Source organism: Microbacterium sp., assembly GCF_041641055.1.
GTDB lineage: Bacteria > Actinomycetota > Actinomycetes > Actinomycetales > Microbacteriaceae > Microbacterium.
In genome coordinates this window covers 155327-179516 of sequence record NZ_JBEPZB010000002.1, presented here as the reverse complement: position 1 = coordinate 179516, position 24190 = coordinate 155327, and the positions used below count along the sequence as shown (strand labels likewise).

Genomic DNA, 24190 nt, shown 5'->3' with positions numbered 1-24190 from the left:
TCCGACATCGGGACGCCGAAGGAAGGCCGCGCTCACTCCAGGGCGAGCCGCATCAAAACCCGTGGGAAGCCGTCGAGCGTGGATCCGGTATCCGCGGCCTTGACGAAGCCGGCCGTCTCGAAGAGGCGTCGCGTGCCCACGTACGCCATCGTCTGATTGACCTTCTCACCGCGGTTGTCGACCGGGTACCCCTCGATCGCCGGGGCGCCCCTCGACGTCGCAGAGGCGATCGCACCGTCGACGAGGGCGTGCGAGATTCCCTGCCCCCGATGCCCCGGACGCACGCGGATGCACCACAGCGACCACACATCGAGGTCGTCGACGTGCGGGATCAGGCGGTTGCGAGCGAAGCTCGTGTCGCGTCGAGGATGCAGCGCCGCCCACCCCACCGGCTCGTCGTCGAGATACGCGATCACGCCCGGTGGAGGGTCGTGACGGCAGAGCTCGCGCACGCGATCAGCGCGCTCCTGCCCCCGCAGGGCCACGTTCTCTTTGCTGCCGATCCGATAGCTCAGGCAGAAGCACACGTTCGACGTCGGCTTCTTCGGCCCGACGAGCGTGGCCACGTCGTCGAACTCGGTCGCCGGTCGCACCTCGATGCTCATGCGCACAGTCTCGCGCACCCCGCCGACATCACGCGGCGCCCGAGACTATTCGTCCCTCAGCACCTCGAGGGCGTGCTCGAAGTCCGCCGGATACCCGGACTCGAACTGCACCCACTCCCCCGTGGTCGGATGCGAGAACGCGAGCTTGTGCGCGTGCAGCCACTGACGCGTCAGGCCGAGCCTGGCCGAGAGGGTGGGATCCGCACCGTAGAGCGGGTCACCGACGCACGGATGCCGGAGGGCGGCCATGTGGACGCGGATCTGATGGGTACGACCGGTCTCGAGATGGATCTCCAGCAGCGAGGCGCCGGGAAACGCCTCGAGCGTCTCGTAGTGGGTCACCGAGGGCTTACCGTCGGCGACGACCGCGAACTTCCAGGAGTGGTTCGGATGCCGACCGATCGGCGCGTCGATGGTGCCGGTCAAGGGGTCGGGATGCCCCTGCACGACGGCGTGGTAGATCTTCTCGACCGTGCGCTCCTTGAAGGCGCGCTTGAGCGCGGTGTACGCGGTCTCGCTCTTCGCGACGACCATCAGCCCGCTGGTGCCGACGTCGAGACGGTGCACGACCCCCGCACGCTCGGGAGCACCGCTCGTCGAGACGCGGAAGCCGGCGGCTGCGAGAGCGCCCACCACCGTGGGCCCTTCCCATCCGACGGACGGGTGGGCCGCCACCCCGGTGGGCTTGTCGACCACGACGATGTCGTCATCGTCGTAGACGATCCCGAGCTCGGGTACTGCGATGGGAACGATGCGGGGTGCTTCCTTCGGCTGCCACTCCACTTCGAGCCAGCCGCCGCCGCGCAGGCGATCGGACTTGTCGAGCGTCACTCCGTCGAGGCGAACTCCGCCGGCCGCGGCGACATCCGCCGCGAACGTCCGCGAGAACCCGAGCATCTTGGCCAGAGCGGCGTCGACGCGCGTGCCTTCGAGCCCGTCGGGGACGGGAAGGGAGCGGAACTCCACGCTCAGCGTCCGTCCGAGGCGCCGGCCGGTGCCTCCGGTGCGGTCCGATCCTCGGCGGCCTGGGCTTCTGCCTCGGCCCGTGCCTCGGCGACAGCGGCGGCCTCGGCCTCCTCGTCGGTCTCGACGGGAGCGTGATCGCGCTCGCGCGTGCCGTCGAATCTCAGCCCGAAGACGACCAGCAGTGCCACCGAGATCATGCCGGTGACGATGAAGATGTCCGCGACGTTGAAGATCGCGGGCATCATCCACGGCATGGAAATCATGTCGACGACGTGACCCATCGGGAAGCCGGGGTCGCGGAAGAGACGATCCGTGAGGTTTCCGAGGACCCCACCGAGCAGACATCCGAGCACCACGGCCCACAGGCGCGAGCGCAGGCCGAGAGCCTTCCAGATGATCACTGCGGCGACGACCGCCAGGGCGATCGTGAAGATCCACGTGACATCGGACCCGAGCGAGAAGGCCGCGCCGGGGTTGCGCACGTAGTACAGCTGAAGGAACTCACCGAGCACCGGGACCGGCTCCTGAAGGGGCAGGTTCTCGACGGTGAGGTACTTCACAAACTGATCGGCGGCCAGCACGAGCGCTGCGAGGATCGCAACGATCGTGCCGGCCGCCGACCGACGAAGGGGCGGGCGTCCTGGCAAAGGGACGACCTACAGTCCGATCGCGGAGACCGGAGTCGAGTCCGTCGACGCCGACTTCTCGTCGAGGTCGCGGAGCTGACCCTCGATGTAGCCGCGAAGCTGCGAGCGGTAGTCGCGCTCGAAGTTGCGGAGCTCGGTGATGCGGGCCTCGAGCGTGTTGCGCTCGCGCTCGAGACGAGCCGACTCCTCACGCTGCTTGGCCTCGGCCTCGGTGCGGATGCGGTTCACCTCGCCCTCGGCGTCGGCGATGAGCTGGGCGCGCTTGGCCTCACCCTCGGCGACGTGCTCATCGTGCAGGCGCTGAGCCAGCTCGATGATGCCCGCGGTGGCGGTGGCGGAACCCGACGGGGCCGGCTCGGCCGGTGCCGGAGCCTCTGCCGCGACCGGGGCCGGAGCCTCGGCGACAGGAGCTGCCGCTGCCGGCGCGTCGCCGGACTCGTAGGCGGCCAGCTTGGCCTTGAGCTCGACGTTCTCCTCGAGGGCCTTGCGCCACTCGATGACGATCTCGTCGAGGAAGTCGTCGACCTCGTCCGGGTCGAAGCCGTCCTTGAAGCGGACGTGCTGGAACTGCTTGGTGACGACGTCATCCGGGGTAAGTGCCATGGTGGCTCCTTCGATGAGTTCGGTTGCCAGTTTCGAGAATGGCGTGGTCGAGATGTGGCGCGAACCCGGGGCGCGCACCTGGGAGCCAAGCATAGTCCCCGAGCCTGTCAGCCGCGACGCCGCGACACTCCACGACGCGGAAGTCGGACGGTGCTCAGATGAAGTTGCGGACGATGCTCATCAGGATCAGGACGATGAGGATCGTGATGGAGAACCCGAAATCGAGCGAGATCGTCCCGATCCGCAGGGGCGGGATGATCCGTCGAAAGAACCGGACCGGCGGATCGGTGATCGTGTAGACGAGTTCTGCCGCGACGAGACCGGCGCCCTTGGGACGCCACTCTCGGTTGAACAGCGGGATGTAGCTGAGGATCAGGCGCGCGAAGAGCACGATCAGATACAGCAGCAGCGCCAGATGGATGATGCTGGCGACGATGGAGACGACGATCCCCACGGTCTACGACTGGTCGAAGCCCGCGGACTCGGCGTCCGCGTGCGCGATTCCCCCGTGGCCCGACACCGCGATGTTCTCCGGCGAGAGCAGGAACACCTTAGAGGTGACCCGCTCGATGCGACCGTAGAGGCCGAGGGAGAGCCCGGAGGCGAAGTCGATCAGACGGCGTGCGTCCGCGTCGCTCATCTGGGAGAGGTTGATGATGACCGGCACACCCTCGCGGAAGCTCTCGGCGATGAGCTGGGCATCGCGGTACTGCTTCGGGTGCACGGTGAGGATCTCGTTCACTGCCCCTCCTGCGGGCTGACGCACGGCGACGGGTCGACGCAGCGGGGTGACGGGCGCGGGAGCGGGCTCTTCGCGCTCGCGGTCGCGCTCGCGATGAGCGCGGGCCGGAGCCGGCGACTGCTCCTCGTAGACCTCTTCCTCGTCGGCGAGGCCGAGATACACCATGGTCTTCTTCAGCGGGTTACCCATCGTGTCCTCCGGTTCGAACGTGTCGGGTTGGTCTGTCTAGAGGTTAACCCCGGTCGGGGCGCGGTCCTGTGATTGCGGATCCGATCCGCAGGTGTGTCGCACCGGCGGCGATCGCCTCGACGAAGTCGCCGGTCATACCCGCGGAGATCCATCGCGCCGACGGCTCGACGCCACGGACGTCATCGGACACCGTGCGCAGCCGCGCGAAAGCCGCTGCGGGCTCCTCGTCGAGGGGGGCGACCGCCATCACGCCCTGCAGGCGCAGGGACGGCAGCGCCATGATGTGCTCGGCGAGAGCACGGGCGTCGCCGGGCGCGACGCCGCCCCGCGCGGGATCGTCGGTCAGATTGACCTGCACGAGCACGTCGAGGAGGCTGTCGTCGTCAGCCGCCCTGTGCAGGGCGTCGGCGAGCCGGTCTCGATCGACCGAGTGCACCGCATCGGCGCTGCGTCGGATGGCGGAGGCCTTGTTGGTCTGCGCCTGGCCGATGAAGTGCCAGCGGATGTCCAGATCGCCGAGCTCCCCGGCCTTGGCCGTGAGCTCCTGCTGGCGATTCTCGCCCACCTCGCGCACGCCGAGGGCGTGCAGGTCGCGGACGAGGGATGCCGGGTGGAACTTCGTCACGACGATCCGGGTGATCTCCCCCGGGTCGCGACCCGCCAGGCGCGCGGCGTCGGCGATCGATTCATCGATCGTCGACAGCCGCGCAGCCAGCCCGGGTGAGCGGTCCTGCTCCGAGGTCACTTCAGGAATTCGGGGATGTCGATGTCGTCATCGGCGAACGCGGGCTCGATGCTCGTCGCGGTGACGCGCTGCGGGGTCTTCTCCGCCTCGACGGTCTCGGCCGCGGGCTTGCTCTCCTCGTCGTTCGAGAGAGCGACCTCGGGGAGCGTGGTCGTCGCCGGCCGCGAGACGACCATCGGGTCGAGTCGCAGCGAGGGCTCGCCGCCGTCGAAGCCCGCCGCGATGACCGTGACGCGCACCTCGTCGCCGAGGGTGTCGTCGATGACGGTACCGAAGATGATGTTCGCCTCGGGGTGCGCGGCCTCCTTGACGAGGTCTGCGGCGTCGTGGATCTCGAAGATGCCGAGGTTCGACCCACCCTGGATCGACAGCAGCACGCCGTGGGCGCCCTCGATGCTCGCCTCGAGCAGCGGCGACTCGACGGCGAGCTCCGCCGCCTTGATCGCGCGGTCGGCACCGCGGGCGGAGCCGATGCCCATGAGAGCGGATCCCGCACCCTGCATCACGGACTTCACGTCCGCGAAGTCGAGGTTGATGAGACCGGGGGTCGTGATGAGGTCGGTGATGCCCTGCACACCGGCGAGGAGGACCTGGTCGGCCGTGGCGAACGCCTCGATCATCGAGATGCCGCGGTCGCTGATCTCGAGGAGACGGTCGTTGGGCACCACGATGAGGGTGTCGACCTCTTCCTTCAGCTTCGCCACGCCGGCTTCGGCCTGGCTCTGACGGCGGCGACCCTCGAACGAGAAGGGCTTCGTGACGACACCGATCGTGAGGGCGCCGATCGACTTCGCGATCCGCGCGACGACGGGGGCTCCACCGGTACCGGTTCCGCCACCCTCACCTGCCGTGACGAACACCATGTCGGCACCCGTGAGGGCCTGCTCGATCTCCTCCGCGTGGTCCTCTGCGGCACGGCGACCCACCTCGGGGTCGGCGCCGGCGCCGAGGCCGCGGGTGAGTTCGCGACCCACGTCGAGCTTGACGTCGGCGTCGCTCATCAGCAGCGCCTGGGCGTCGGTGTTCACGGCGATGAACTCGACTCCGCGGAGACCGAGATCGATCATGCGGTTGACGGCGTTGACGCCGCCACCGCCGACGCCGACGACCTTGATCACGGCGAGGTAGTTCTGGTTCTGGCTCATGGCCGGCCTCCGAGTAGTCGAGCCTGTCTAAGGGTGAGAATCCGAAGGATGAACCTTAAACCTCAACTAGAGGTGTAAAGTATTTCCCGGTATTGGTTTCTCTTGTTCGAAGGTAAGCGTCACGCCCCCGCGCACTCGCAGCGACACGGGCGTGTCGCCCGTTTGGCGTCGAAACCTCAGCCCACGACGACGGCACGGGGAGATGTGACGTCGATCGTCGCCGCATCCGGCCTCTTGATCAGCGTCTTGGAGAGCACCTCGCCCTTGAGCGGCGAGTCCTCGGCGCTTCCCCACACGACGGTGAGACCGCTGCTCAGGGTGAGGGTCACATCGTCCGCGGTGGTCGCCCGCACGCCGGTCAGCGTCGCGCGCAGGTCGGCCGGCACGGAGCGCACCACGAGCCCGGCGCTCTCGAAGGCCGCCGAGTCGACGCCCCCCTCGATGTCGAGCAGCGGCTGCCCGGCAGGCTGATCCGTCGTCGTCGCCAGAGCGACGCCGGCCGCATCCACGAGCGTGTACCCGGCGTCGGAGCGGATGACGCCCACCGGCGTGCGCTCGACGATCCGAACCGTGAGGTCGTGGGGCGGACGCGCCTCGAGCGCGTAGGTCTCGATCAGGGGGAAAGCGAGCAGCGCGGCCTTGACCTCGCTCGAGTCGACCAGTGCCAGCGGCGTGCCGACCTGATCGGCCAGCGCGGCTTCGACCGTGGCCGCATCGAGCGTGCTCGCGCCCACGACGGTGATCTTCTCGACGGCGAACAGCGGGCTGTACGCCGCGGCCGCCGTGCCCCCGATCAGCAGGACGACAGCCCCGAGGGCACCGAGCCATACGATGCGCCGGCGCCGGGAACGCTGCGTGAAGCGCCTGATCTCGCTGCGGAGGGCCTTGCGTCGCGCTCTGGCCGCCCGCCACACGTCGCGGGTCGAGGTCGGGCGCGCCTCGGCATCCGGCTCTGCGGCATCCGCCGTACCGGGCCACGCGGTGTCGCGCAACGGGGCGACATCGTTCACGCCGACCGACCGCGGCGAAGGATCGCCGTGGCGTGCGTCGAAGTCATCCGCGCCCGGACGTCCGCGCACGCCGGTCCGCCGGGCGGACGCGGGCGTCTCCTCCGCGCGACCCGCTGGCGGCGTGGGGAGCGGAGGCGGACGTCTCATCGACTAGCCCTCGCTGGTGCGCAGCGACTCGAGCACCTGCGGGATGATCTGGTACACGTTGCCGCATCCGAGAGTCACCACGAAGTCCCCGTCGCGAGCGACCGAGGCCGTGTAATCGGCGGCCTGCTGCCAGTCGGCGACATAGTGCACGTGCGCGGGGTCCTGGAACGCGCCGCTGACCAGTTCGCCCGTGACGCCCGGAACCGGGTCTTCGCGAGCGCCGTAGACGTCGAGCATGACGGTGTGGTCCGCGTACGTCTCGAGCACGTCCGCGAACTCGCGGAACATGTGCTGGGTGCGGGAGTAGGTGTGCGGCTGCTGGATGGCGATGATGCGGCCGGAGCCGGCGATCGAGCGCATGGCCTCGAGAGCGGCTCGCACCTCCGTCGGGTGGTGGGAGTAGTCGTCGTACACCGTGACCCCCCGCTCGACCCCGTGCTGCTCGAGACGACGGACGGTGCCGGCGAAGCCCTCGACCGCGCGAGCGGATTCGTCCAGGCCGAAGCCGACCGAGAGGAGGACGGCGATGGCGCCTGCCGCGTTGATCGCATTGTGCACGCCCGGAACGGCGAGCTGCAGTCGAACGCTCTCCTCGCCGTGCGTGACCGTGGCCGAGACCGGACCTGCCGCGACGATGTCCGTCAGACGGACGTCCGCATCCTCGGCCTCGCCGAAGGTGATGACGTGGGGATGCGAGAGCCCCGCGCTCACACGAAGCGCCCCCGGGTCGTCGCTGGAGATGACCACGGCCTCGGTCGCGGCGTCGGCGAAGCGGACGAACGCGTCGTGGAACGCCTCCTCCGACCCGTAGTGGTCGAGGTGGTCGGGGTCGACGTTCGTGATGAGCGCCACCGAGGTGTCGTAGAGCAGGAACGTGCCGTCGGACTCGTCGGCCTCGATCACGAACAGCTCACCGGTGCCGGTGGCACTGGAGACGCCGAGCTGCTCGATCACGCCGCCGTTGACGAAGTGCGGGTCTGCGCCCAGCTCCTGCAGGGCGGTGACGATCATGCCCGTCGAGGTGGTCTTGCCGTGGGCGCCGGCCACCGAGACGAGGCGGCGGGATCCGATCAGCCAGTGCAGCGCCTGCGAGCGGTGGATGACGTGCAGTCCGCGCTCCTTGGCCGTGACGAACTCGGGGTTCTCGGGCCAGATCGCTCCGGTGTGCACCACGGTGTCGGCATCGCCGAGGTGTGCGGCGTCGTGCCCGACGTGCACCGTGGCCCCTGCGGCTGCGAGAGCCCGCAGGTTGTCGCTGTCGGCGCGGTCGCTGCCGGAGACGCGGATCCCCGCGTCGAGGAACATCTTCGCGAGGCCGCTCATGCCGGATCCGCCGATGCCGATGAAGTGCGCGGAGGAGATCGACTCGGGGATCGGGAGGGAGAGGTCAGGTCTGATCATGTCGGATTCAGTCTACTTTTCGGTGAGGACGTTTCGGCGGTGCCGCGGTGTCGACGGCGCGTTCAGGAGGCTGCGAGAGCGCGGTCGACGAGAGCGATGACGTTCTCGGTGCCGCTGCGCGTGCCGACCTTCTCCGCGGCGGCCGCCATCTCGGCGAGGCGCTGAGGATCTTTCAGGAGCGGGACCACGATCCGTCGCACGGCGTCGCCGTCGAAGGTGGCGTCGTCGAGGAGTCTGGCCGCCCCGGCGGCGACAGCAGACGCCGCGTTGAGACGCTGCTCGCCGTTGCCGACGGAGTAGGGCACGTAGAGCGCGGGGATGCCGAGAGCACTGATCTCGCTCACGGTGGCCGCTCCCGAGCGGGAGACGATGAGGTCGGCCAGCGCGAAGGCGAGGTCCATGCGGTCGACGTAGCGGCGCAGCGCGTATCCGGGGACCTCGGGGTCCGCCAGGTCGCTGCGCTCGCCCGTCACATGCAGCAGCTGCCATCCCGCGGCGAGCACGTCGCCCCAGGAGTCAGCGAGAGCCTCGTTGAGGCGCTGAGCGCCCAGCGACCCGCCGAAGACGAGCAGCACAGGGCGCGCGGCGTCGAGCCCGAAGTGCGCAGCCGCCTCGTCGCGCGCCGCAGCGCGGTCGAGGTCGATGACCTCGCGGCGGAGCGGCATGCCCACGACCTCTCCCCCACGCAGACGCGTGCCGCCGAAGGCGACGCCGGTGGCTGCGGCACGTCGCGCTCCGAGGACGTTCGCGAGCCCGGGCTTGGCATTCGCCTCGTGCACGACGAAGGGCACGCCCTCACGGCGAGCCGCCACATAGGCCGGCGCGGACGCGTAGCCGCCGAAGCCCACCACGACGTCGATGCCGTGCGTGCGGATGTGGTCGCGCACCTGGGCGATCGCGCGACGGAACCTCGTCGGGAAAGCGGCGGCCTGACGGTTGGGGCGACGGGGGAAGGGCACCTTGTCGACGATCAGGAGCTCGTAGCCCCTGGCGGGCACGAGTCGGGATTCGAGGCCCTCCGCGGTGCCGAGCACCAGGACGGTCGCCTCGGCGTCGCGGGCGCGCAGCCCGTCGGCGACGGCGAGCAGCGGATTGACATGGCCGGCGGTGCCACCGCCGGCGAGAAGGTACGAGGTCACCGTGTGACCCTACCCCGCCCTGCTGGAGCCGTCCGCTCAGCCGCACGCGTCTCCGCCGCCGGGATGGTCCGGGCGAACGACAAGAGCACACCGCAGGCGATGAGCACCGCGAGCAGCGCCGTCCCGCCCTGCGACATGAACGGCAGCGGCACACCCATGACCGGGAACAGGCCGATGACGACGCCGATGTTGAACACGGCCTGGCCGGTGATCCAGACGGTGATGCCACCGGCGGCGACGCGGATGAACGGATCCGGCGTCTTGCGGATGATGTGGAAGGCGCCGACCGTGAACAGCGTGAAGAGCGCGAGCACGACGATGCAGCCGATCAGCCCGAGTTCCTCGCCCACGATCGCGAAGATGAAGTCGTTGCCGGCGGCGGGCAACCAGCCGTACTTCTCCTGCGAGTTGCCGAGCCCGACCCCGAAGATGCCGCCGGACGCCATGCCCCAGATCCCATGGATCGACTGGTAGCAGTCACCCGTATAGGAGGAGAGATCGGAGCACGTGGCCATGATGCGGCGCATGCGGTCGGGACTCGTCACAGCGAGCGCGATCACCGCGGCGATCCCCAGCAGGACGGGGAGGATGAACAACCGCAACTTCACGCCGGAGAAGAAGAGGCAGCCGAGCAGGACGATCACGAGGACCATCGCGGTGCCGAGGTCCTTGCCGGCGAGCACGGTGCCGATCACGAGCGCACCGACCGGCACCACCGGGATGAAGACCTGATGCCAGGTGCCCAGCATCGTCTGCTTGCGCATCAGCACGTAGCCGATCCAGATGGCCAGCGCGAGCTTCAGGAACTCCGACGGCTGCAGGGTGAACCCCGCGACCATGATCCAGTTCCTGTTGCCGCCGTCGGCGACGCCGAGCGGTGTGAACACGAGCAGCTGCAGAGCGATGGCGCCGAACAGCGCGGGCCAGGCCAGGCGCTTGAGGAAGGGGATCGGCAACCGGGAGATGAGGAACATCAGCGGCACGCCGAGGACGGCGAAGATCCCCTGGCGCAGTGCGCCGTCCATCGGGTTCTTGCCCGAGGAGACGGCCGTGGCGCTGGTCGCCGAGAGCACCATGACGAGTCCGAAGATCGTCAGCATCAGCGCCGCCGACGCGATCATCAGGAACTCGGTGGAGACCGGCGTGAAACGTCGTCCGAGGGAGACCCTCGCGGCGAGACCGCCCGAAGAGCTCCCGCCGGATTCAGACCGAGGGGGGCGTGCGACCTGCGTCATCGGCGCTCCCCCGGTCTATCCAGTCCCGCACCGCCTCGGCGAAGCGGTGTCCGCGATCCGCATAGCTGGAGAACTGGTCGAAGGATGCCGCGGCGGGAGCCAGCAGTACCGTGCCCTCGCCGTCGACGATCCCCGCGGCGATCTCCACCACGCGATTCATGACGTGATCAGTCTCGCCAGCATCCACCTCGAACACCGGGACCGCCGGCGCGTGTCGCTGGAATGCCGCCACGACCGACGCTCGTTCGACGCCGATGATCACGGCCGCGCGGGCCGTGACGCCGGCCGTCGAGACCAGCTCCGCGATGTCGACGCCCTTGAGGTCGCCGCCGACGACCCACACCGCCCCCGGGTACGCGCGCAGCGAGGACGCCGCGGCATGCGGGTTGGTGGCCTTGGAGTCGTCGACCCAGGTGATCCCGTCATGCCGGGCGACGACCTGGATGCGGTGCTCATCGAGACGGAACGACTGCAGCGCCGTGTGGATGGCCGAAGCCTCGACGCCGAGCGACCGGGCGAGGGCACTGGCGGCGAGGATGTTCTGAACAATGTGAGGAGCCGCGAGGCCCACGCGCTCCAGATCGGCGACGGTCGTCAGCTCGAGCGCGCTGCGCGCCCTGTCGTCGAGGAATGCGCGATCGACGATCAGTCCCTCGACGAGACCGAGGTCGCTGGGCCCCGGCATCCCGAGGTCGAATCCGATCGCGCGAGCGCCCTCCACGACCTCGGCCTCCTCGACCATGATCCTGGTGGCCTCGTCGGCCTTGTTGTAGACGCAGGCGACGCGCGTGTTCCGGTAGACGATCGCCTTCGCATCGCGGTAGGCGGCGGCGCTCCCGTGCCACACCAGGTGATCGTCCGCGAGGTTGAGGCAGACGGAGGCGTACGGGAAGAGCTCGCCCTCGGCGCGGGACTGCCCGAGGTACCAGAGCTGGTGGCTGGAGAGCTCCACGACGAGCACGTCGAAGCCCGCCGGGTCTCGCACGGCATCGAGCACGGGAACGCCGATGTTGCCGCACGGCGCCGCGCGCAGGCCGCCCTCGACGAGGAGGGATGCCGTGAGACGAGTGGTCGTCGTCTTGCCGTTGGTGCCGGTGATGAGGATCCAGTCCGCGGGCGTGCCGTCGTCACGGACGACCTTGTCACGCACCCGCCAGGCGAGCTCGACGTCTCCCCAGATCGCGATGCCGCTCTCGTGCGCCCAGCGGATGACCGGATGCGACGGCGAGAAGCCGGGCGAGGCGATGACCACCTCGGGGGCGAAGTCGACCAGCGCCTGCGGGACCTCGGACAGCGATCCGAGCTCGAGGCGAGCGCCGATCACGGGCAGGAGCTTCGCGTATTCCTCGTCGGCCGACTCGCTGAGGACGAGGACATCGGACCCCAGCTCGGTCAGCGTGTCCGCGACGGAGAAGCCGGTCATCGACAGGCCCAGCACCGCGACGCGGAGTCCCGACCAGTCCGCGTGCCAGCTGGTCAGCGACGCGAGCCTCGACTCAGCTGACACGTGTCAGCCATTCGACGTAGAACAGTCCGACGGCGGACACCGCGAGGAGACCGGCGATGATCCACATGCGCACGACGATCGTCACCTCTGACCAACCGCGCATCTCGAGGTGGTGGTGGAAAGGGCTCATGAGGAAGAGCCGCTTGCCGCGGGTCACCTTGAAGTAGGCGCGCTGCAGGATCACGGAACCGGAGGCGAGGACGAACACGCCGGCGATCACGAAGAGCAGCAGCTCGGTGCGGGTCAGGATCGCCATGGCCGTGATCACGCCGCCGATGGCCATGGAGCCCACGTCGCCCATGAAGACCTTGGCCTTCGGCGCGTTCCACCACAGGAACCCGATCAGGCTCGCGGCGAAGGATGCGGCGATGATCGCCAGGCTGAACGGATCCCGCACCTCGTAGCATCCGCCGATCGCCGCGGAATCGACACCCTCGCCGACGCACGACTGCTTGTTCTGGAAGAACGCGATGAGGCTGTAGGCGCCGACCACGATCACGCCCGCACCCGCGGCGAGACCGTCGAGTCCGTCCGTGAGGTTCACGCTGTTGGACGTCGCGACGCCGATCACCGAGATCCACAGCAGGTACAGCGCCCAGCCGACCACGGCCGCGAAGGCGAACAGGTTGAGCCAGGGGATGTCACGGAACAGCGAGATCGACCCTGACGCGGCGGTCTGGTCATAGGAGTTCGGGAAGTTCAGCGCCACGATGCCGAACGGGATGATCACCAGGAGCTGGCCGATGATCTTGCGCCACCCGGAGAGACCGAGACTGCGCTGGCTGCGCACCTTCATGTAGTCGTCGATGAATCCGACGGCTCCGAAGCCGATCATCAGCCAGATGACGAGCAACGCGGACTGCGAAGGGACGCCGCCGCCGACGAAGGTGGCGGTGAAGTAGCCCACCATGGTGCCGACGATGAAGATCACCCCGCCCATGGTCGGGGTGCCGCGCTTGGCCTCGTGGTTCGGATTCTCGATCGCCTCGGGGGTGCGGATGACCTGACCCCATCCCCACTTGCGGAAGAGCCGGAGGAAGACGGGAGTCAGGAAGAGAGTGAAGGCGAGCGATATCGCAGCCGCCATGATGAGTGACCTCACGAGAACAATTCTCCCAGACGATCGCCGAGATGCCGCAGGCCCACGGAATTGGATGACTTCACGAGCACACGGTCGCCGTCGCGCAGCTCGGTGCGCAGGTACTCGAATGCGGCGTCCTGGTCGGCGAAGAAGACGGCCTCGCTGTCCCAGGAGCCCTCGCCGATGGCGGAGATGAACAGACGGCGGGCCTCAGGACCCACGACGACGATGCGCTGGATGTTCAGACGCACCGCGAGCAGGCCGATCCGGTCGTGCTCCTCCCCTGCGGTCTCGCCGAGCTCGCTCATCGCGCCGAGCACCGCGACCGTGCGCTCGCCCGGTCCGGTGATCTGCGCGAGGGTGCGAAGGGCTGCTGCCATCGAGTCCGGGCTGGCGTTGTAGGCGTCGTTGATGATGCGCACGCGGTCGTTGCCGAGCGGCTGCATGCGCCAGCGTTCGGCGATCTCCACCGTCTCGAGGCGCGAGATCGCGTCGGCCGTCGAGACGCCGAGCACGCGGGCGGCGGCGATGGCCGCGAGGGCGTTGCCCACGTGGTGCGCGCCGAGCACCTGCAGACGGAGCGGGAGGCGCTCTCCTGCAGCCTCGATCACGCACGTCGTGCCGGCGGCGGAGACCTCGAGGTCGTGCGCCCGCACGTCGGCCGCGTCGCTCTGTCCGAAGCCGACCACCTGCATCCCTCGGGATTCGGCGAGTTCGCGCATCGCAGCGACGCGAGAGTCGTCGACGTTGAGCACGGCGGTGCCGGAGGCGACCGCTGCGCTGACGAGCTCGGACTTCGCCTTCGCCGTCGCCTCGATGCCGCCGAATCCTCCTGCATGGGCCATGCCGACCATCAGCACGACGGCGATGTCGGGTTCCACGAGCCCTGCGAGACGGGCGATGCTGCCCGGGGCGTCCGCACCGAACTCGCTCACCAGGAAGCGCGTGCCGTGCGTGATGCGCAGCATCGTCACGGGGGCGCCGACCTCGTTGTTGTACGAGTTGATCGGCGCGATCGTCTCCCCTTCGTCCGTAAGGATGCGCGCGAGGAAGTTCTTCGTCGTCGTCTTGCCGTTCGAGCCCGTGATCCCCACGATCCTCAGGTCGCCACCGGCACGCACGCGCGCCACGACCTCCCGTGCGAGGTCCGCGAGGGCGGCGATCGCGTCGGGCACGACGATCTGCGTGATCTCGTCGTCGACGGGGTGCTCGACGATCGCCAGGACGGCGCCGGCGGCCAGGGCGGCCCCGACGAACCGGTGCCCGTCGGTCTCCGCACCGGGCTTGGCGACGAAGATCGACCCCGCCGACATGTTGCGGGAGTCGGTGTCGACCACCCCGTCGACGACGGTGTCGGCCGTCGCGGTACCGGCGAGGCGCAGATCACCTCCGAGGACGGCGGCGATCTCAGCAAGCGACAGGGCGATCATGACGTCTCCAGGCGCGGCAGGGCGCCGACTATTCGAACTTGGGAAGCAGTGCGTCCATCGGTGTGGAGGACGGCATCACGCGGTAGGTCTTCATGGTCTGGGTCATCGCCTTCTGGAAGGCCGAGGCGGTAGCAGCAGACGATGTAACTCTAGTCGGCTCGTCGAGAGTGACCACGACGACGTACTGCGGATCGTCCACCGGCGCGAAGCCGACCATGCTCGTGTAGTACACGCCGGACTTGTATCCGCCCTTGCCGTCAGGGATCTGCGCGGTACCCGTCTTGCTCGTCACCCGGTAGCCCGGGACCTGGATGCGGTCGGCGTTCCCGCCCTGGACGGCGACGTTCTCGAGCATCCGCGTCAGGTCCGCCGCGGTCTGCGGCTTGATGATCTGCTCCTTCTCGGGAGCATCCGGAGTGATCACGGTGCCGTCTGGCGCGGTGCACGACTCGACCAGCGACAGTCCGATCTTCTCGCCGCCGTTCGCGATCGCCTGATAGGCACCGGCGAGCTGCGGGGCGGTCACGGTGAAGTACTGACCGAACGTCGTCGTGTAGAGCGACTGGTTGTCCCAGTCCTTCGTCGGGTGCAGCAGACCGCTGGCCTCATCGGGGAACCGGATCGTCGACTCTCCGACGCCGAAGCGCTCGAGGTAGTCGTAGCGCACGTCCGGGCTCACCATCGTGCCGAACTTCGACAGCGCGACGTTCGAGGAGTCGATCAGGGCGCCCGCGAGGGTGTAGGTGAAGGTCGGGTGCACGAAGGCATCGTTGATCACCGCGCCGTTGGGGAACTTCTCGTGAGAGGAGGCCTGAACCGTGGGGCTCGTCATGGTCACGCCGGCGTTCTCCATGATGGCGGCGGCGGTCACCGGCTTGAACGTCGACCCCGGCTCGAACGGGTACGTGAAGAGCTTGCTCCCCCACGTGTCGGACGACGAGGCGTCGAGATCGTTGGGGTCCATGGTCGGCCACTCGGCGGCGGCGCGGATCTTGCCCGTGCCGACCTCCACGACCGTGACGGTGCCGCCCTTGGCCCCCTGCAGCTGCGCCTCCTCGGCGATCATCTGCTGCATGTACCACTGCAGGTCGCTGTTGATGGTCAGCTGCACGGCGCCGCCGTCGACGGCATCCACCTTCTTCTCGCTCCCCGGGATGATGACGCCGTTCTTCCCGGTGCGGTACGACTCCTCGCCGTCCGTGGGGGCCAGGCACTGGGCGTCCATCTTCTCGACACCCGCCTGCGCCTCGCCGGACCCGTTGAGGTAGCCGAGGAGGTTTCCCGCCACGGCGCCGTTCGGGTAGACGCGCGTCTCGCGCGGTTCGAAGTGCAGGTACAGCAGTCCCGAGCTCTTCAGCTCCTTGAGCTCGATGTACTGCGCGGTGGTCAGCCCCTTCTTCAGCTCGTACCAGCGGGCATCGGGGTCGGCGGCGTTCAGCTGCTCGACGTCGGTGCGGAGCTTCTCGGCATCCACGCCCGCGATCTCGGCGATGCGCTGCGACGCTTCGCTCCACGGCATCTTCGGCGGGTTGTCCTCGTCCGTCTCCAGCAGGTTCATCACCTGCGGGTCGATGCTCGCGTCGTAGACCATGACGCTCTCCGCCAGCACTGCGCCGTCGGCGTCGACGATCGAGCCGCGCTGGCCGGGAATCGCGGTCCCGTGCGCGATGAACTCCATCGACTGGGCCACGTGCTCGTCGGCTTTGACGACCTGGATGTCGATGAGGCGCACCACGAAGGCGGCCAGGATCGCCAGGATCACGGCCAGCGCGACGACCGTGCGTCGCCGGGGTGTCCGGGTGGCTCGTGTCGTCATGGACTCTCTCCGTCGGATCGTGGTGTCGGGGATCGGCTAGCGGGTGCTCGGGCTGGGCAGCCCGTCGGTGATGGCGGGCGGCAGCTCCTGCGTCGGATGCTCCGGCGCCGCCTCGTCCTCGCTGGAGGCGTTGACCGGGACGTCGTTGAGCAGCGCGTTGCTCACAGCGCCCGCCCCGTTCGGGTCGACGGTCGAGGCGCCGCTGGCTCCGGAGCCCGCGCCGAAGATCGCCCCGTCGCTCAGCCGGATGTAGGAGGGTGAACCGGCCACGACCATGCCGAGGTCCGCCGCGCCGCTGGCGAGCGACTGCGGCGAGCTGAGGCCGGTGAGGTCCTCCTGCAGCGCGTCCGTGCGCAGGTCCAGCTCGTGCTGCTGCGACGAGAGCCCGGCCAGTACGAACGAGTCCTGGGTGATCGCGAGCGAGAGGCCGATCTGTGCCGCACCGATCGCCATGGCCCCCGCCACGGCCATCAGCGCGTAGGCCAGCTTCGGCTTGCGTCGCGCAGGGGTGCCGGTGACGGGCTCCAGACGCCTGCGGGGCTCCCGTGCGGGAGCCTCGGGCAGCACCCGAGGTTCACGTGCGACGGCGTTGACGCTCATGCGCTCTCCCGTACCTTCTCAGCGGCGCGCAGACGCACCGGGATCGCCCGGGGGTTGCGTGCGCGCTCGTCGTCGTCGGCGAGCTCGGCTCCCCGGGTGATGATGCGGAATCGCGGAGCATGCTCCGGCAGCTCGACGGGAAGACCGCGAGGGGCTGTGGATGCCGCGCCTGCGGCGAAGGCCTGCTTCACGAGGCGGTCCTCGAGGGACTGGTATGACATCACGACGATCCGCCCGCCGACGGCGAGGGCGTCCATCGCCGAGGGGATGGCGTCGGCGAGGACGTTCAGCTCGGTGTTGACCTCGATGCGCAGCGCCTGGAACACCCGCTTGGCGGGGTGGCCGGCCCGCTGCGCGGCAGCAGGCGTGGCCGCGATGAGGATCTCCACGAGCTCCCCTGACCGGGTGATCGGCTTCTTCTCGCGAGCGGCGATGATGAATCGCGCATAACGTCCCGCGAGCTTCTCCTCGCCGTATCGCTCGAAGATCCGACGGAGGTTGCCCTCGCTGTAGGTCGCGATCACCTCGGCGGCGGTGACGCCCTTCGTCTGATCCATCCGCATGTCCAGCGGAGCATCCTTCGAATAGGCGAACCCGCGCTCGGCCTCGTCGAGCTGCAGCGACGAGACGCCCAGGTCGAAGAGGATGCCGGCCGCGCCCTGTGCGTGCAGCCCGATCTCGTCGTACACCGTATGCACCAGCGTGACGCGGTCCGTGAAGCGAGCGAGCCGCTCCCCTGCGATGCGCAGCGCATCGGTGTCGCGGTCCAGTCCCACCAGGCGGATGTTCGGGAACCGCTCGAGCAGCGCCTCGGAGTGCCCGCCCATGCCGAGGGTGGCGTCCACGAGCACCGCCCCGTCTGCCGTGAGGGCGGGGGCGAGGAGCTCGATGCAGCGCTCGAGCAGGACGGGGGTGTGGATGTCGCGGAGGTTCATGATCTTTCTCGGGTGATCTCTGTGTGTCGGAGACCAGGGCCCTGATCCCCCTCCGCTTCGCGACCCGGCACCGGGGAAGTGTGTCGGGGCGGGAGCGGCGGGGCATCACAGCCGTGGTCAGAAGAGTCCCGGAATCACCTCCTGCTCGAGATCGGCGTAGGTCTCCTCGCCGGCTGCGAGGTAGCTGTTCCAGCTCTCGGCATCCCAGATCTCGGCGTGGGCGCCGACACCGGTGACGATGAGTTCCTTCTGCAGCCCCGCGTACTGGCGAAGGTGCACGGGGATGGTGATGCGGTTCTGACTGTCGGGCATCTCCGCACTCGCACCGGAGAGGAACAGGCGCATGAAGTCACGCGCCTGCTTGTTCGCGAGCGGCGCCTGACGGATCCGCTCGTGCATCGTCTCGAACTCGGCCGTGCTGAAGACGTAGAGGCAGCGTTCCTGACCTCGGGTGACGACGATGCCGCCACCGAGGTCTTCGCGGAACTTCGCGGGAAGGATGACCCGTCCCTTGTCGTCCAACTTCGGAGAATGCGTTCCCAGCAACATCAGCCATCACCCCCTCTCCGTCCGGCCAACTCGAGGTGCGCCCCACTTTACTCCACTTTCCTCCACAAACCTACGGTCAATCCGCCCCATACCCCCTGACGAGTTCCCGGGCACGCCGAAAAACCGCGGAATCACGCGGTGGAGGAAGGTGGAGCGTCAGTGGAGGATCCGGCCGGGCGCGCGAATCGCGCACCTCGCCGGACTCCCCCTCACCGAAGAAGACCCCGGTTAACGACGAAGACCCGGATGCTCGAGGCATCCGGGTCTGAGAAGAAGTGTCTGGTCAGTGACCGTCTTGGCGACGATCCCACCGATCGTTCATCCGGTCCATGAAGGACGCGGAACTCTGCTGCTTGGGAGCACGCTCACGCGGCACGGCCGAGAGCGGCTTGCGTACCGGGGTGACGGCGAGCATCACGCCACCGAGCATGGCGGCGAAGCCGATCACGCCGACGACGACTCCCCACACGTCACCGAGCACCACGCCGACGATCAGTCCGCCCACACCCACGAGGAGCAGCAGGGCTCCGTACACGAGATTGCGGTAGCTGAGAGCGCGGTCGCCTGACGGCGCAGTGACGACGTCGGCGTCGTTGTGGAGGAGATGGCGTTCCATCTCGTCGAGCAGACGCTGCTCCTGTTCGGAGAGTGGCATTTCGTCCCCCTCGGGTATCGTCCATCCATTCTACGCGCGGGATGAGGCTCGGGGCTAGCCGTCGGACCCCTGGTTGGCTTTACGTATGCTGGGAGTCGTGCCGTCCCCCACGCTCGTCTCCGACGCCGTCGCCGATCGCCTCCGGCTGTTCCTCCACCGGATGCGGAGGGAGTCGGAGGACTACGGACCCGACGCCGCCGCCCTGGTCGACTCCGCCGCCGACACCCTGGTCGGAGGGAAGCGCCTTCGAGCGCGCTTCTGCCATGCCGGCTGGCAGGCCGTGGCCCGGTTCGACGATCGCCGCGCGGAGGAGACAACTGCGCTCTGGGATGTGTGCGCCGCTCTGGAGGTCTTCCAGTCCGCCGCCCTGGTCCACGACGACATCATCGACAACTCCGACACGCGTCGCGGTCGTCCCGCCGCCCACCGAGCACTGGAGGGCACGCATCGCGACGCCGGATGGCGCGGGGATGCCGCCGCCTTCGGCCGCTCCTCGGCCATCCTGCTCGGCGATCTGCTCGTGGCCTGGAGCGACGACCTGCTCGAGGACGCGATCGGCGACCTCCCTCATGCCGCAGCAGTGCGACGGGAGTACGGCCGGATGCGGCGCGACGTGACCGTCGGGCAGTTCCTCGACATCGCCGAGGAATCGGCATGGAGTGTGCACGCGACCGACTCCCATGTCGAGCGGGCGCTGCGGGTCGTCTCGTTCAAATCGGCTCGCTACAGCATCGAGCAGCCGCTCGTGCTGGGCGCGGCGATCGCCGACGGCGGCGAGGAGCAGTTGGACGCACTTCGGCGCTTCGGCCACCCCGTCGGCATGGCCTTCCAGCTCCGCGACGATGTCCTCGGTGTGTTCGGCGATGCTGCGGTCACCGGCAAGCCCGCAGGCGACGACCTCCGTGAAGGCAAGCGCACCGTGCTCGTGGCGCTCACGCGGCAGACGCTCGAGGCATCGGCGCGCAACCTGTTCGACGAGATGCTCGGCGACCCCGAGCTCACCGCTCAGCAGGTGTCGTTCCTGCAGGCCACCATCGCGGAGTCGGGCGCCCTCGACCGGGTCGAGCACATGATCGGCGAGTACGCCGTGGAGGCCGATCGCGCGCTCTCCGGCGCTCGGCTCGACAACGCCGCAGTCGGCGACCTGCGCGATCTCGCGCGGGCCGCGACCGTTCGATCAGCCTGAGCGATCGGAGCAGCAGAGCCTCAGGCGAGGGTGCGGGCGACGCGGCGCACCGCGCTCTTGTGACCGGCGAGCAGCGCCGCGATGGGCGATCGACCGAGCTCTTCGTCGTCGGCCAGGAGCCAGTCGATGACCTCGTCATCGGTGAAGCCCGCATCCTGCAGCACGATGATCGTGCCGCGCAGCGACGACAGCGGGTGCCCGTCGACGAGGAAGATCGACGGGACGGCGAAGACGCCGGTACGACGCGAACCCACCAGGTAGTGCTCGTCGATCAGTCGACGAACCCGACCGAGCGTCTCGTCGAGGGCATCGACGAGATCGGGCATCGTCAGCCACTCGGTGGCGGTCACACCGGAGGCGTTCCCGCCGTTCACGGCTGCCGCAGTCTCGGACTGCGGGTTTTCGGAGGGCTGGTTCTCAGACGGCACAGACACACAGCAACTATCTCACCTCCGCGCACGCGGCGCATTTCCGGCGCCGCGCATCACGCCTCTCCCCTTCTGTCACTTCCGTAACACTGGTCACTTCTGTTGACTTCCGTATACATCCGTGTCAGCGTGGGCAGACGCCGAACAAGGGGGCCCCTCCGTGAGAACGCACACCGTCGCGCGTCGAACGCGCTACCTCAGCCTCGGAGTGCCCGCTGCGGTTCTCGGCACCCTGTCCGGTGCGCTCGCGGTCGTCCCGGCATCCGCTGTCCCCACCTCGGCGGACGCCGCCACCGCTCCCGTCGAGCGTCTCCAATCGACTGCCCTGCGCGCGCCCGCCGCCCAGAGCGCGCCTGCGACGTACGTCGTGCAGCCCGGCGACACCGTCTCGTCCATCGCGAACCGGTTCGGCCTGCGCACGGTCGACGTGCTCAGCCGCAACGGCCTAAGCTGGCGCTCGGTCATCTATCCGGGACAGAAGCTCCGGCTCACGGGCGGAGCGGCGGCTGTCACGCCGAAGGCCCCCGTCGCCCCCGCCACGACCACCCACGTCGTCGCGGCCGGGGACACCGTCTTCGCGATCGCGGCGAAGCACGGCACGACCGTCGAGGCGGTTCTCGCCGCGAACGGACTCACCCGTGCGTCCGTCATCTACCCCGGCCAGAAGCTCGCGCTGTCGGGCTCTCCGGCGCCGACGGCCGTCGCGCCTGCAGCGCCCACCCCTCCCCCCGCCGCCGCCGGAGGGAAGACCCACGCCGTCGCCGCGGGCGACACGCTCTTCGCGATCGCACAGAAGTACGGGACGACGGTCGCGAAGCTGTACACCCTGAACAGCCTGTCGGCCGCGTCCATCATCTACCCCGGGCAGAAGATCACCGTCGCGGCCGCCGCCCCCGCCGCGGCGCCGGCGGCGGTGAAGACACCGCCTCCCCAACTGTTCGCCTCCCTCGACGCCGAGCAGGCGGGCAACGCCGCACTGATCATCCGGATCGGGCGCGACCTCGGCGTCTCCGACCGCGCCATCGCCATCGCGTTGGCGACCGCGATGGTCGAATCGAGCATGCGCAACCTGCCGTCCGGAGACCGGGACTCGGTCGGACTGTTCCAGCAGCGACCGAGCATGGGCTGGGGCACCGCCGCCCAGGCGTTGGACTCCACTCGCAGCACGCGGGTGTTCTTCGGCGGCGCCCACGATCCCAACGGCCAGACGACGCGTGGACTGCTCGACATCGCCGGCTGGGAGCGGATGCGGTTCGCGGACGCCGCCCAGGCCGTGCAGATCTCGGCGTACCCCGAACGGTACGGCCAGTGGGAGACGCAGGCGTACCAGTGGCTCGCCACGCACGGATGAGCGCCTTTGCGGCAAACCCGCAGGGTCGAGGGGCGAGCCGCTCCCCGAGCTTTCAGGCAGTTCTCCATAGAATCTTGACGTGACGACCAATCAGCAGGCCGACCCCCTCATCGGGCGGCTTGTCGACGGTCGGTACCGGGTCCGCGCTCGGATCGCCCGCGGAGGCATGGCCACCGTGTACGTCGCGACCGACCTTCGCCTCGAGCGGCGCATCGCGCTGAAGGTCATGCACGCGCACCTCAGCGACGACTCCGCCTTCCAGAGCCGGTTCATCCAGGAGGCCCGTGCCGCCGCCCGACTGGCGGATCCGCATGTGGTGAACGTGTTCGACCAGGGCCAGGACGGCGAGCTCGCCTACCTCGTCATGGAGTACCTCCCCGGCATCACGCTGCGCGAGCTCCTGCGCGAGCAGAAGCGGCTCACCATCCCGCAGACCATCACCATCATGGATGCCGTGCTGGCCGGCCTCGCGGCCGCGCACCGTGCCGGCATCGTGCATCGCGACGTCAAGCCCGAGAACGTGCTGCTGGCCGAGGACGGTCGCATCAAGATCGGCGACTTCGGCCTCGCCCGCGCCACGACAGCCAACACCGCGACAGGCCAGCAGCTGCTCGGGACGATCGCCTACCTGGCACCGGAGCTCGTCACGCGCGGCACCGCCGACGCGCGCAGTGACATCTACGCGCTCGGCATCATGCTGTACGAGATGCTCGTCGGCGAGCAGCCGTACAAGGGCGAGCAGCCGATGCAGATCGCATTCCAGCACGCGACCGAGTCGGTCCCCCGTCCGAGCGTCCGGAACCCCGGCGTGCCCGAGCAGCTCGACGAGCTGGTGCTGTGGGCGACCGAGAAGTCTCCGGACGAGCGACCGGACGACGCCCAGCAGATGCTCGACCGGCTGAGGGAGATCGAGCGCGGATTGGGAATCGCCCCCGCGGTCGCCGCAGCGACCGCGTCGCAGCGCTCTCAGGCCGACTCGGCCGACCTGACCAAGGTCATGCCGAGCACGATGGTCATCGCCGACCCCACCGCTCCCGCCCCCGCTGCCGTCGACAACGCCACGCTACTGCGCCGACGTTCCTCCCGCCGCCGTGCGCGCGGCGCGTTCCTGCTCACGCTGGTCCTGCTGCTGGCGACCGTCGCCGGTGGCGTGGGATGGTGGTTCGGCTCCGGTCCCGGATCGCTGGTCGCCGTGCCCGCGGTGGCCGGACTGTCGTACGACGACGCCGCAGCCGCCCTGGTCTCAGACGGATTCACCCCCGTGCGCGGGGAGGAGAACTCGGTCGAGGTGGCCGCCGGCGAGACGATCCGCTCGGATCCCGGTGAGGGCGAGCGACTCGACAAGGGCGCCGAAGTGACGGTGATCGTCTCGATCGGGCCCGCATCGCACACGGCCGAGACCCTCAACGGCAAGACCGAGCAGGAGGCCAGGGACTACCTCGCCGACATCAGGGTCAACGTCACCGAGAAGCCGCTCGTGCTGTTCTCCGACGCCGACGAGGGACGCGTCATCAACGCCTTCGTGACCCCACGCGACGGCGGAGAGGTCTACACCTGCGCCGAGGGCTGCGAGATCCTCGAAGACGACACGGTCGAGCTCTACGTCTCGGCCGGTGCCTTCCCCGACGTCACGGGACTGTCGGTGGACCAGGCGACGACCACGCTGACGGACAAGAAGCTCGAGGTCTCCGGCGACATCATCTACGACTTCAGCGAGTCCATGGACAAGGACCTCGTCCTCGGGGTCGCTGAGCGTGCGTCTGAGGGCAACTGGCGTCCTGGTGACACCGTGCAGCTCATCGTCTCGAAGGGACCGGAGCTGTTCGACGTCCCCGATGTGACCGAGAGGACCCTCGTCGAGGCGAAGCAGATCCTCGAGGAAGCCGGTTTCACCGCCGGGTACGCGGCCTGGGGCGACCTCCCCGGCTTCGGGGAGATGGCGAGGGTCACCGCTCAGGATCCCGGGTCCGACGCTCAGCTCCCCCGTGGCGGCAAGGTGCAGCTGTCCATCCAGCTCAGCGGCTGATCAGCCGTCGCGTCATCGACCGCGGGGCGACGAGGCCCCACCAGGACAGAGA

Annotated in this window: 24 protein-coding genes; 3 read left to right on the top strand and 21 right to left on the bottom strand. The window is 68.9% G+C overall.

From position 1 onward, the window contains the following. Positions 1-32: 32 nt before the first annotated feature. The 20 genes from ACESK8_RS02275 to ACESK8_RS02180 all read right to left on the bottom strand — a co-directional run bounded on the left by ACESK8_RS02275 (position 33) and on the right by ACESK8_RS02180 (position 19147). Positions 33-605 (bottom strand): GNAT family N-acetyltransferase, encoded by a 573-nt coding sequence (locus ACESK8_RS02275; protein WP_372967066.1) that lies wholly within the window; start codon positions 603-605, stop codon positions 33-35. Positions 606-650: 45 nt separating this feature from the next. Then, complete coding sequence (locus tag ACESK8_RS02270; RefSeq protein WP_372967065.1) at positions 651-1571, bottom strand: RluA family pseudouridine synthase; 921 nt, start codon at positions 1569-1571, stop codon at positions 651-653. Between the two features lie 2 nt (positions 1572-1573). Beyond that, the gene (lspA, locus tag ACESK8_RS02265) at positions 1574-2131 is read right to left on the bottom strand and encodes a signal peptidase II (protein ID WP_372967064.1); all 558 of its coding nucleotides are present in this window, start codon (positions 2129-2131) and stop codon (positions 1574-1576) included. Between the two features lie 96 nt (positions 2132-2227). Next, positions 2228-2821 carry a DivIVA domain-containing protein gene (locus ACESK8_RS02260; protein WP_372967063.1) on the bottom strand — a complete coding sequence of 198 codons (594 nt, stop codon included), beginning with the start codon at positions 2819-2821 and terminating at the stop codon, positions 2228-2230. A 154-nt stretch (positions 2822-2975) separates the two neighbouring features. After that, entirely contained in the window at positions 2976-3275 is a 300-nt protein-coding gene (locus tag ACESK8_RS02255; RefSeq protein ID WP_245647433.1) for a YggT family protein, read from the bottom strand. A gap of 3 nt (positions 3276-3278) precedes the next feature. Further along, positions 3279-3752 carry a cell division protein SepF gene (locus ACESK8_RS02250; RefSeq protein WP_060927435.1) on the bottom strand — a complete coding sequence of 158 codons (474 nt, stop codon included), beginning with the start codon at positions 3750-3752 and terminating at the stop codon, positions 3279-3281. 43 nt (positions 3753-3795) lie between these two features. Then, positions 3796-4497, bottom strand: a complete 702-nt coding sequence (locus ACESK8_RS02245) for a YggS family pyridoxal phosphate-dependent enzyme (RefSeq protein ID WP_372967062.1) — start codon at positions 4495-4497, stop codon at positions 3796-3798. After that, on the bottom strand, positions 4494-5642 hold the full coding sequence (ftsZ, locus tag ACESK8_RS02240) for a cell division protein FtsZ (protein WP_372967061.1): 1149 nt from the start codon (positions 5640-5642) through the stop codon (positions 4494-4496). Before ftsZ ends, ACESK8_RS02245 begins: the two co-directional genes overlap by 4 nt. A 176-nt stretch (positions 5643-5818) precedes the next feature. Then, the gene (locus ACESK8_RS02235) at positions 5819-6799 is read right to left on the bottom strand and encodes an FtsQ-type POTRA domain-containing protein (protein ID WP_372967060.1); all 981 of its coding nucleotides are present in this window, start codon (positions 6797-6799) and stop codon (positions 5819-5821) included. A gap of 3 nt (positions 6800-6802) precedes the next feature. Continuing rightward, positions 6803-8200 carry a UDP-N-acetylmuramate--L-alanine ligase gene (murC, locus tag ACESK8_RS02230; RefSeq protein ID WP_372967059.1) on the bottom strand — a complete coding sequence of 466 codons (1398 nt, stop codon included), beginning with the start codon at positions 8198-8200 and terminating at the stop codon, positions 6803-6805. Positions 8201-8262: 62 nt separating this feature from the next. Next, entirely contained in the window at positions 8263-9339 is a 1077-nt protein-coding gene (locus tag ACESK8_RS02225; protein WP_372967058.1) for a glycosyltransferase, read from the bottom strand. Further along, positions 9336-10574, bottom strand: coding sequence for a putative lipid II flippase FtsW (gene ftsW / locus ACESK8_RS02220; RefSeq protein WP_372967057.1), 1239 nt, complete (start codon positions 10572-10574; stop codon positions 9336-9338). The genes ACESK8_RS02225 and ftsW overlap by 4 nt, the downstream gene beginning before the upstream one ends. Then, complete coding sequence (gene murD / locus ACESK8_RS02215) at positions 10543-12081, bottom strand: UDP-N-acetylmuramoyl-L-alanine--D-glutamate ligase (RefSeq protein WP_372967056.1); 1539 nt, start codon at positions 12079-12081, stop codon at positions 10543-10545. The genes ftsW and murD overlap by 32 nt, the downstream gene beginning before the upstream one ends. Next, positions 12071-13183: a phospho-N-acetylmuramoyl-pentapeptide-transferase gene (gene mraY / locus ACESK8_RS02210; RefSeq protein ID WP_060927442.1), complete on the bottom strand. Its 1113-nt coding sequence runs from the start codon at positions 13181-13183 to the stop codon at positions 12071-12073. The genes murD and mraY overlap by 11 nt, the downstream gene beginning before the upstream one ends. Then, positions 13180-14592, bottom strand: a complete 1413-nt coding sequence (gene murF, locus ACESK8_RS02205; RefSeq protein WP_372967055.1) for a UDP-N-acetylmuramoyl-tripeptide--D-alanyl-D-alanine ligase — start codon at positions 14590-14592, stop codon at positions 13180-13182. Before murF ends, mraY begins: the two co-directional genes overlap by 4 nt. Before the next feature lie 28 nt (positions 14593-14620). Next, positions 14621-16408 carry a peptidoglycan D,D-transpeptidase FtsI family protein gene (locus ACESK8_RS02200; RefSeq protein WP_372967054.1) on the bottom strand — a complete coding sequence of 596 codons (1788 nt, stop codon included), beginning with the start codon at positions 16406-16408 and terminating at the stop codon, positions 14621-14623. A gap of 36 nt (positions 16409-16444) precedes the next feature. Beyond that, positions 16445-17008: a hypothetical protein gene (locus ACESK8_RS02195; protein ID WP_372967053.1), complete on the bottom strand. Its 564-nt coding sequence runs from the start codon at positions 17006-17008 to the stop codon at positions 16445-16447. After that, positions 17005-17943 carry a 16S rRNA (cytosine(1402)-N(4))-methyltransferase RsmH gene (gene rsmH, locus ACESK8_RS02190; RefSeq protein ID WP_372967052.1) on the bottom strand — a complete coding sequence of 313 codons (939 nt, stop codon included), beginning with the start codon at positions 17941-17943 and terminating at the stop codon, positions 17005-17007. Before rsmH ends, ACESK8_RS02195 begins: the two co-directional genes overlap by 4 nt. 117 nt (positions 17944-18060) lie before the next feature. Then, positions 18061-18492, bottom strand: a complete 432-nt coding sequence (gene mraZ, locus ACESK8_RS02185) for a division/cell wall cluster transcriptional repressor MraZ (RefSeq protein WP_060927447.1) — start codon at positions 18490-18492, stop codon at positions 18061-18063. Between the two features lie 283 nt (positions 18493-18775). Beyond that, complete coding sequence (locus ACESK8_RS02180; protein ID WP_060927448.1) at positions 18776-19147, bottom strand: DUF3040 domain-containing protein; 372 nt, start codon at positions 19145-19147, stop codon at positions 18776-18778. A gap of 85 nt (positions 19148-19232) precedes the next feature. On the opposite strand from ACESK8_RS02180, the gene ACESK8_RS02175 reads away from it, so the two are divergent. Further along, positions 19233-20333, top strand: coding sequence for a polyprenyl synthetase family protein (locus ACESK8_RS02175; RefSeq protein ID WP_372967051.1), 1101 nt, complete (start codon positions 19233-19235; stop codon positions 20331-20333). Between the two features lie 20 nt (positions 20334-20353). On the opposite strand, the gene ACESK8_RS02170 is transcribed toward ACESK8_RS02175, so the two are convergent. Continuing rightward, positions 20354-20767, bottom strand: coding sequence for an Rv2175c family DNA-binding protein (locus ACESK8_RS02170; protein ID WP_372967050.1), 414 nt, complete (start codon positions 20765-20767; stop codon positions 20354-20356). A gap of 154 nt (positions 20768-20921) precedes the next feature. Here ACESK8_RS02170 and ACESK8_RS02165 point away from each other — a divergent pair, with 154 nt between their 5' ends. Both ACESK8_RS02165 and pknB read left to right on the top strand, forming a co-directional pair. Beyond that, on the top strand, positions 20922-22112 hold the full coding sequence (locus ACESK8_RS02165) for a LysM peptidoglycan-binding domain-containing protein (protein ID WP_372967049.1): 1191 nt from the start codon (positions 20922-20924) through the stop codon (positions 22110-22112). 79 nt (positions 22113-22191) lie between these two features. Further along, positions 22192-24138 (top strand): Stk1 family PASTA domain-containing Ser/Thr kinase, encoded by a 1947-nt coding sequence (gene pknB, locus ACESK8_RS02160; RefSeq protein WP_372967048.1) that lies wholly within the window; start codon positions 22192-22194, stop codon positions 24136-24138. Positions 24139-24190 lie beyond the last annotated feature (52 nt).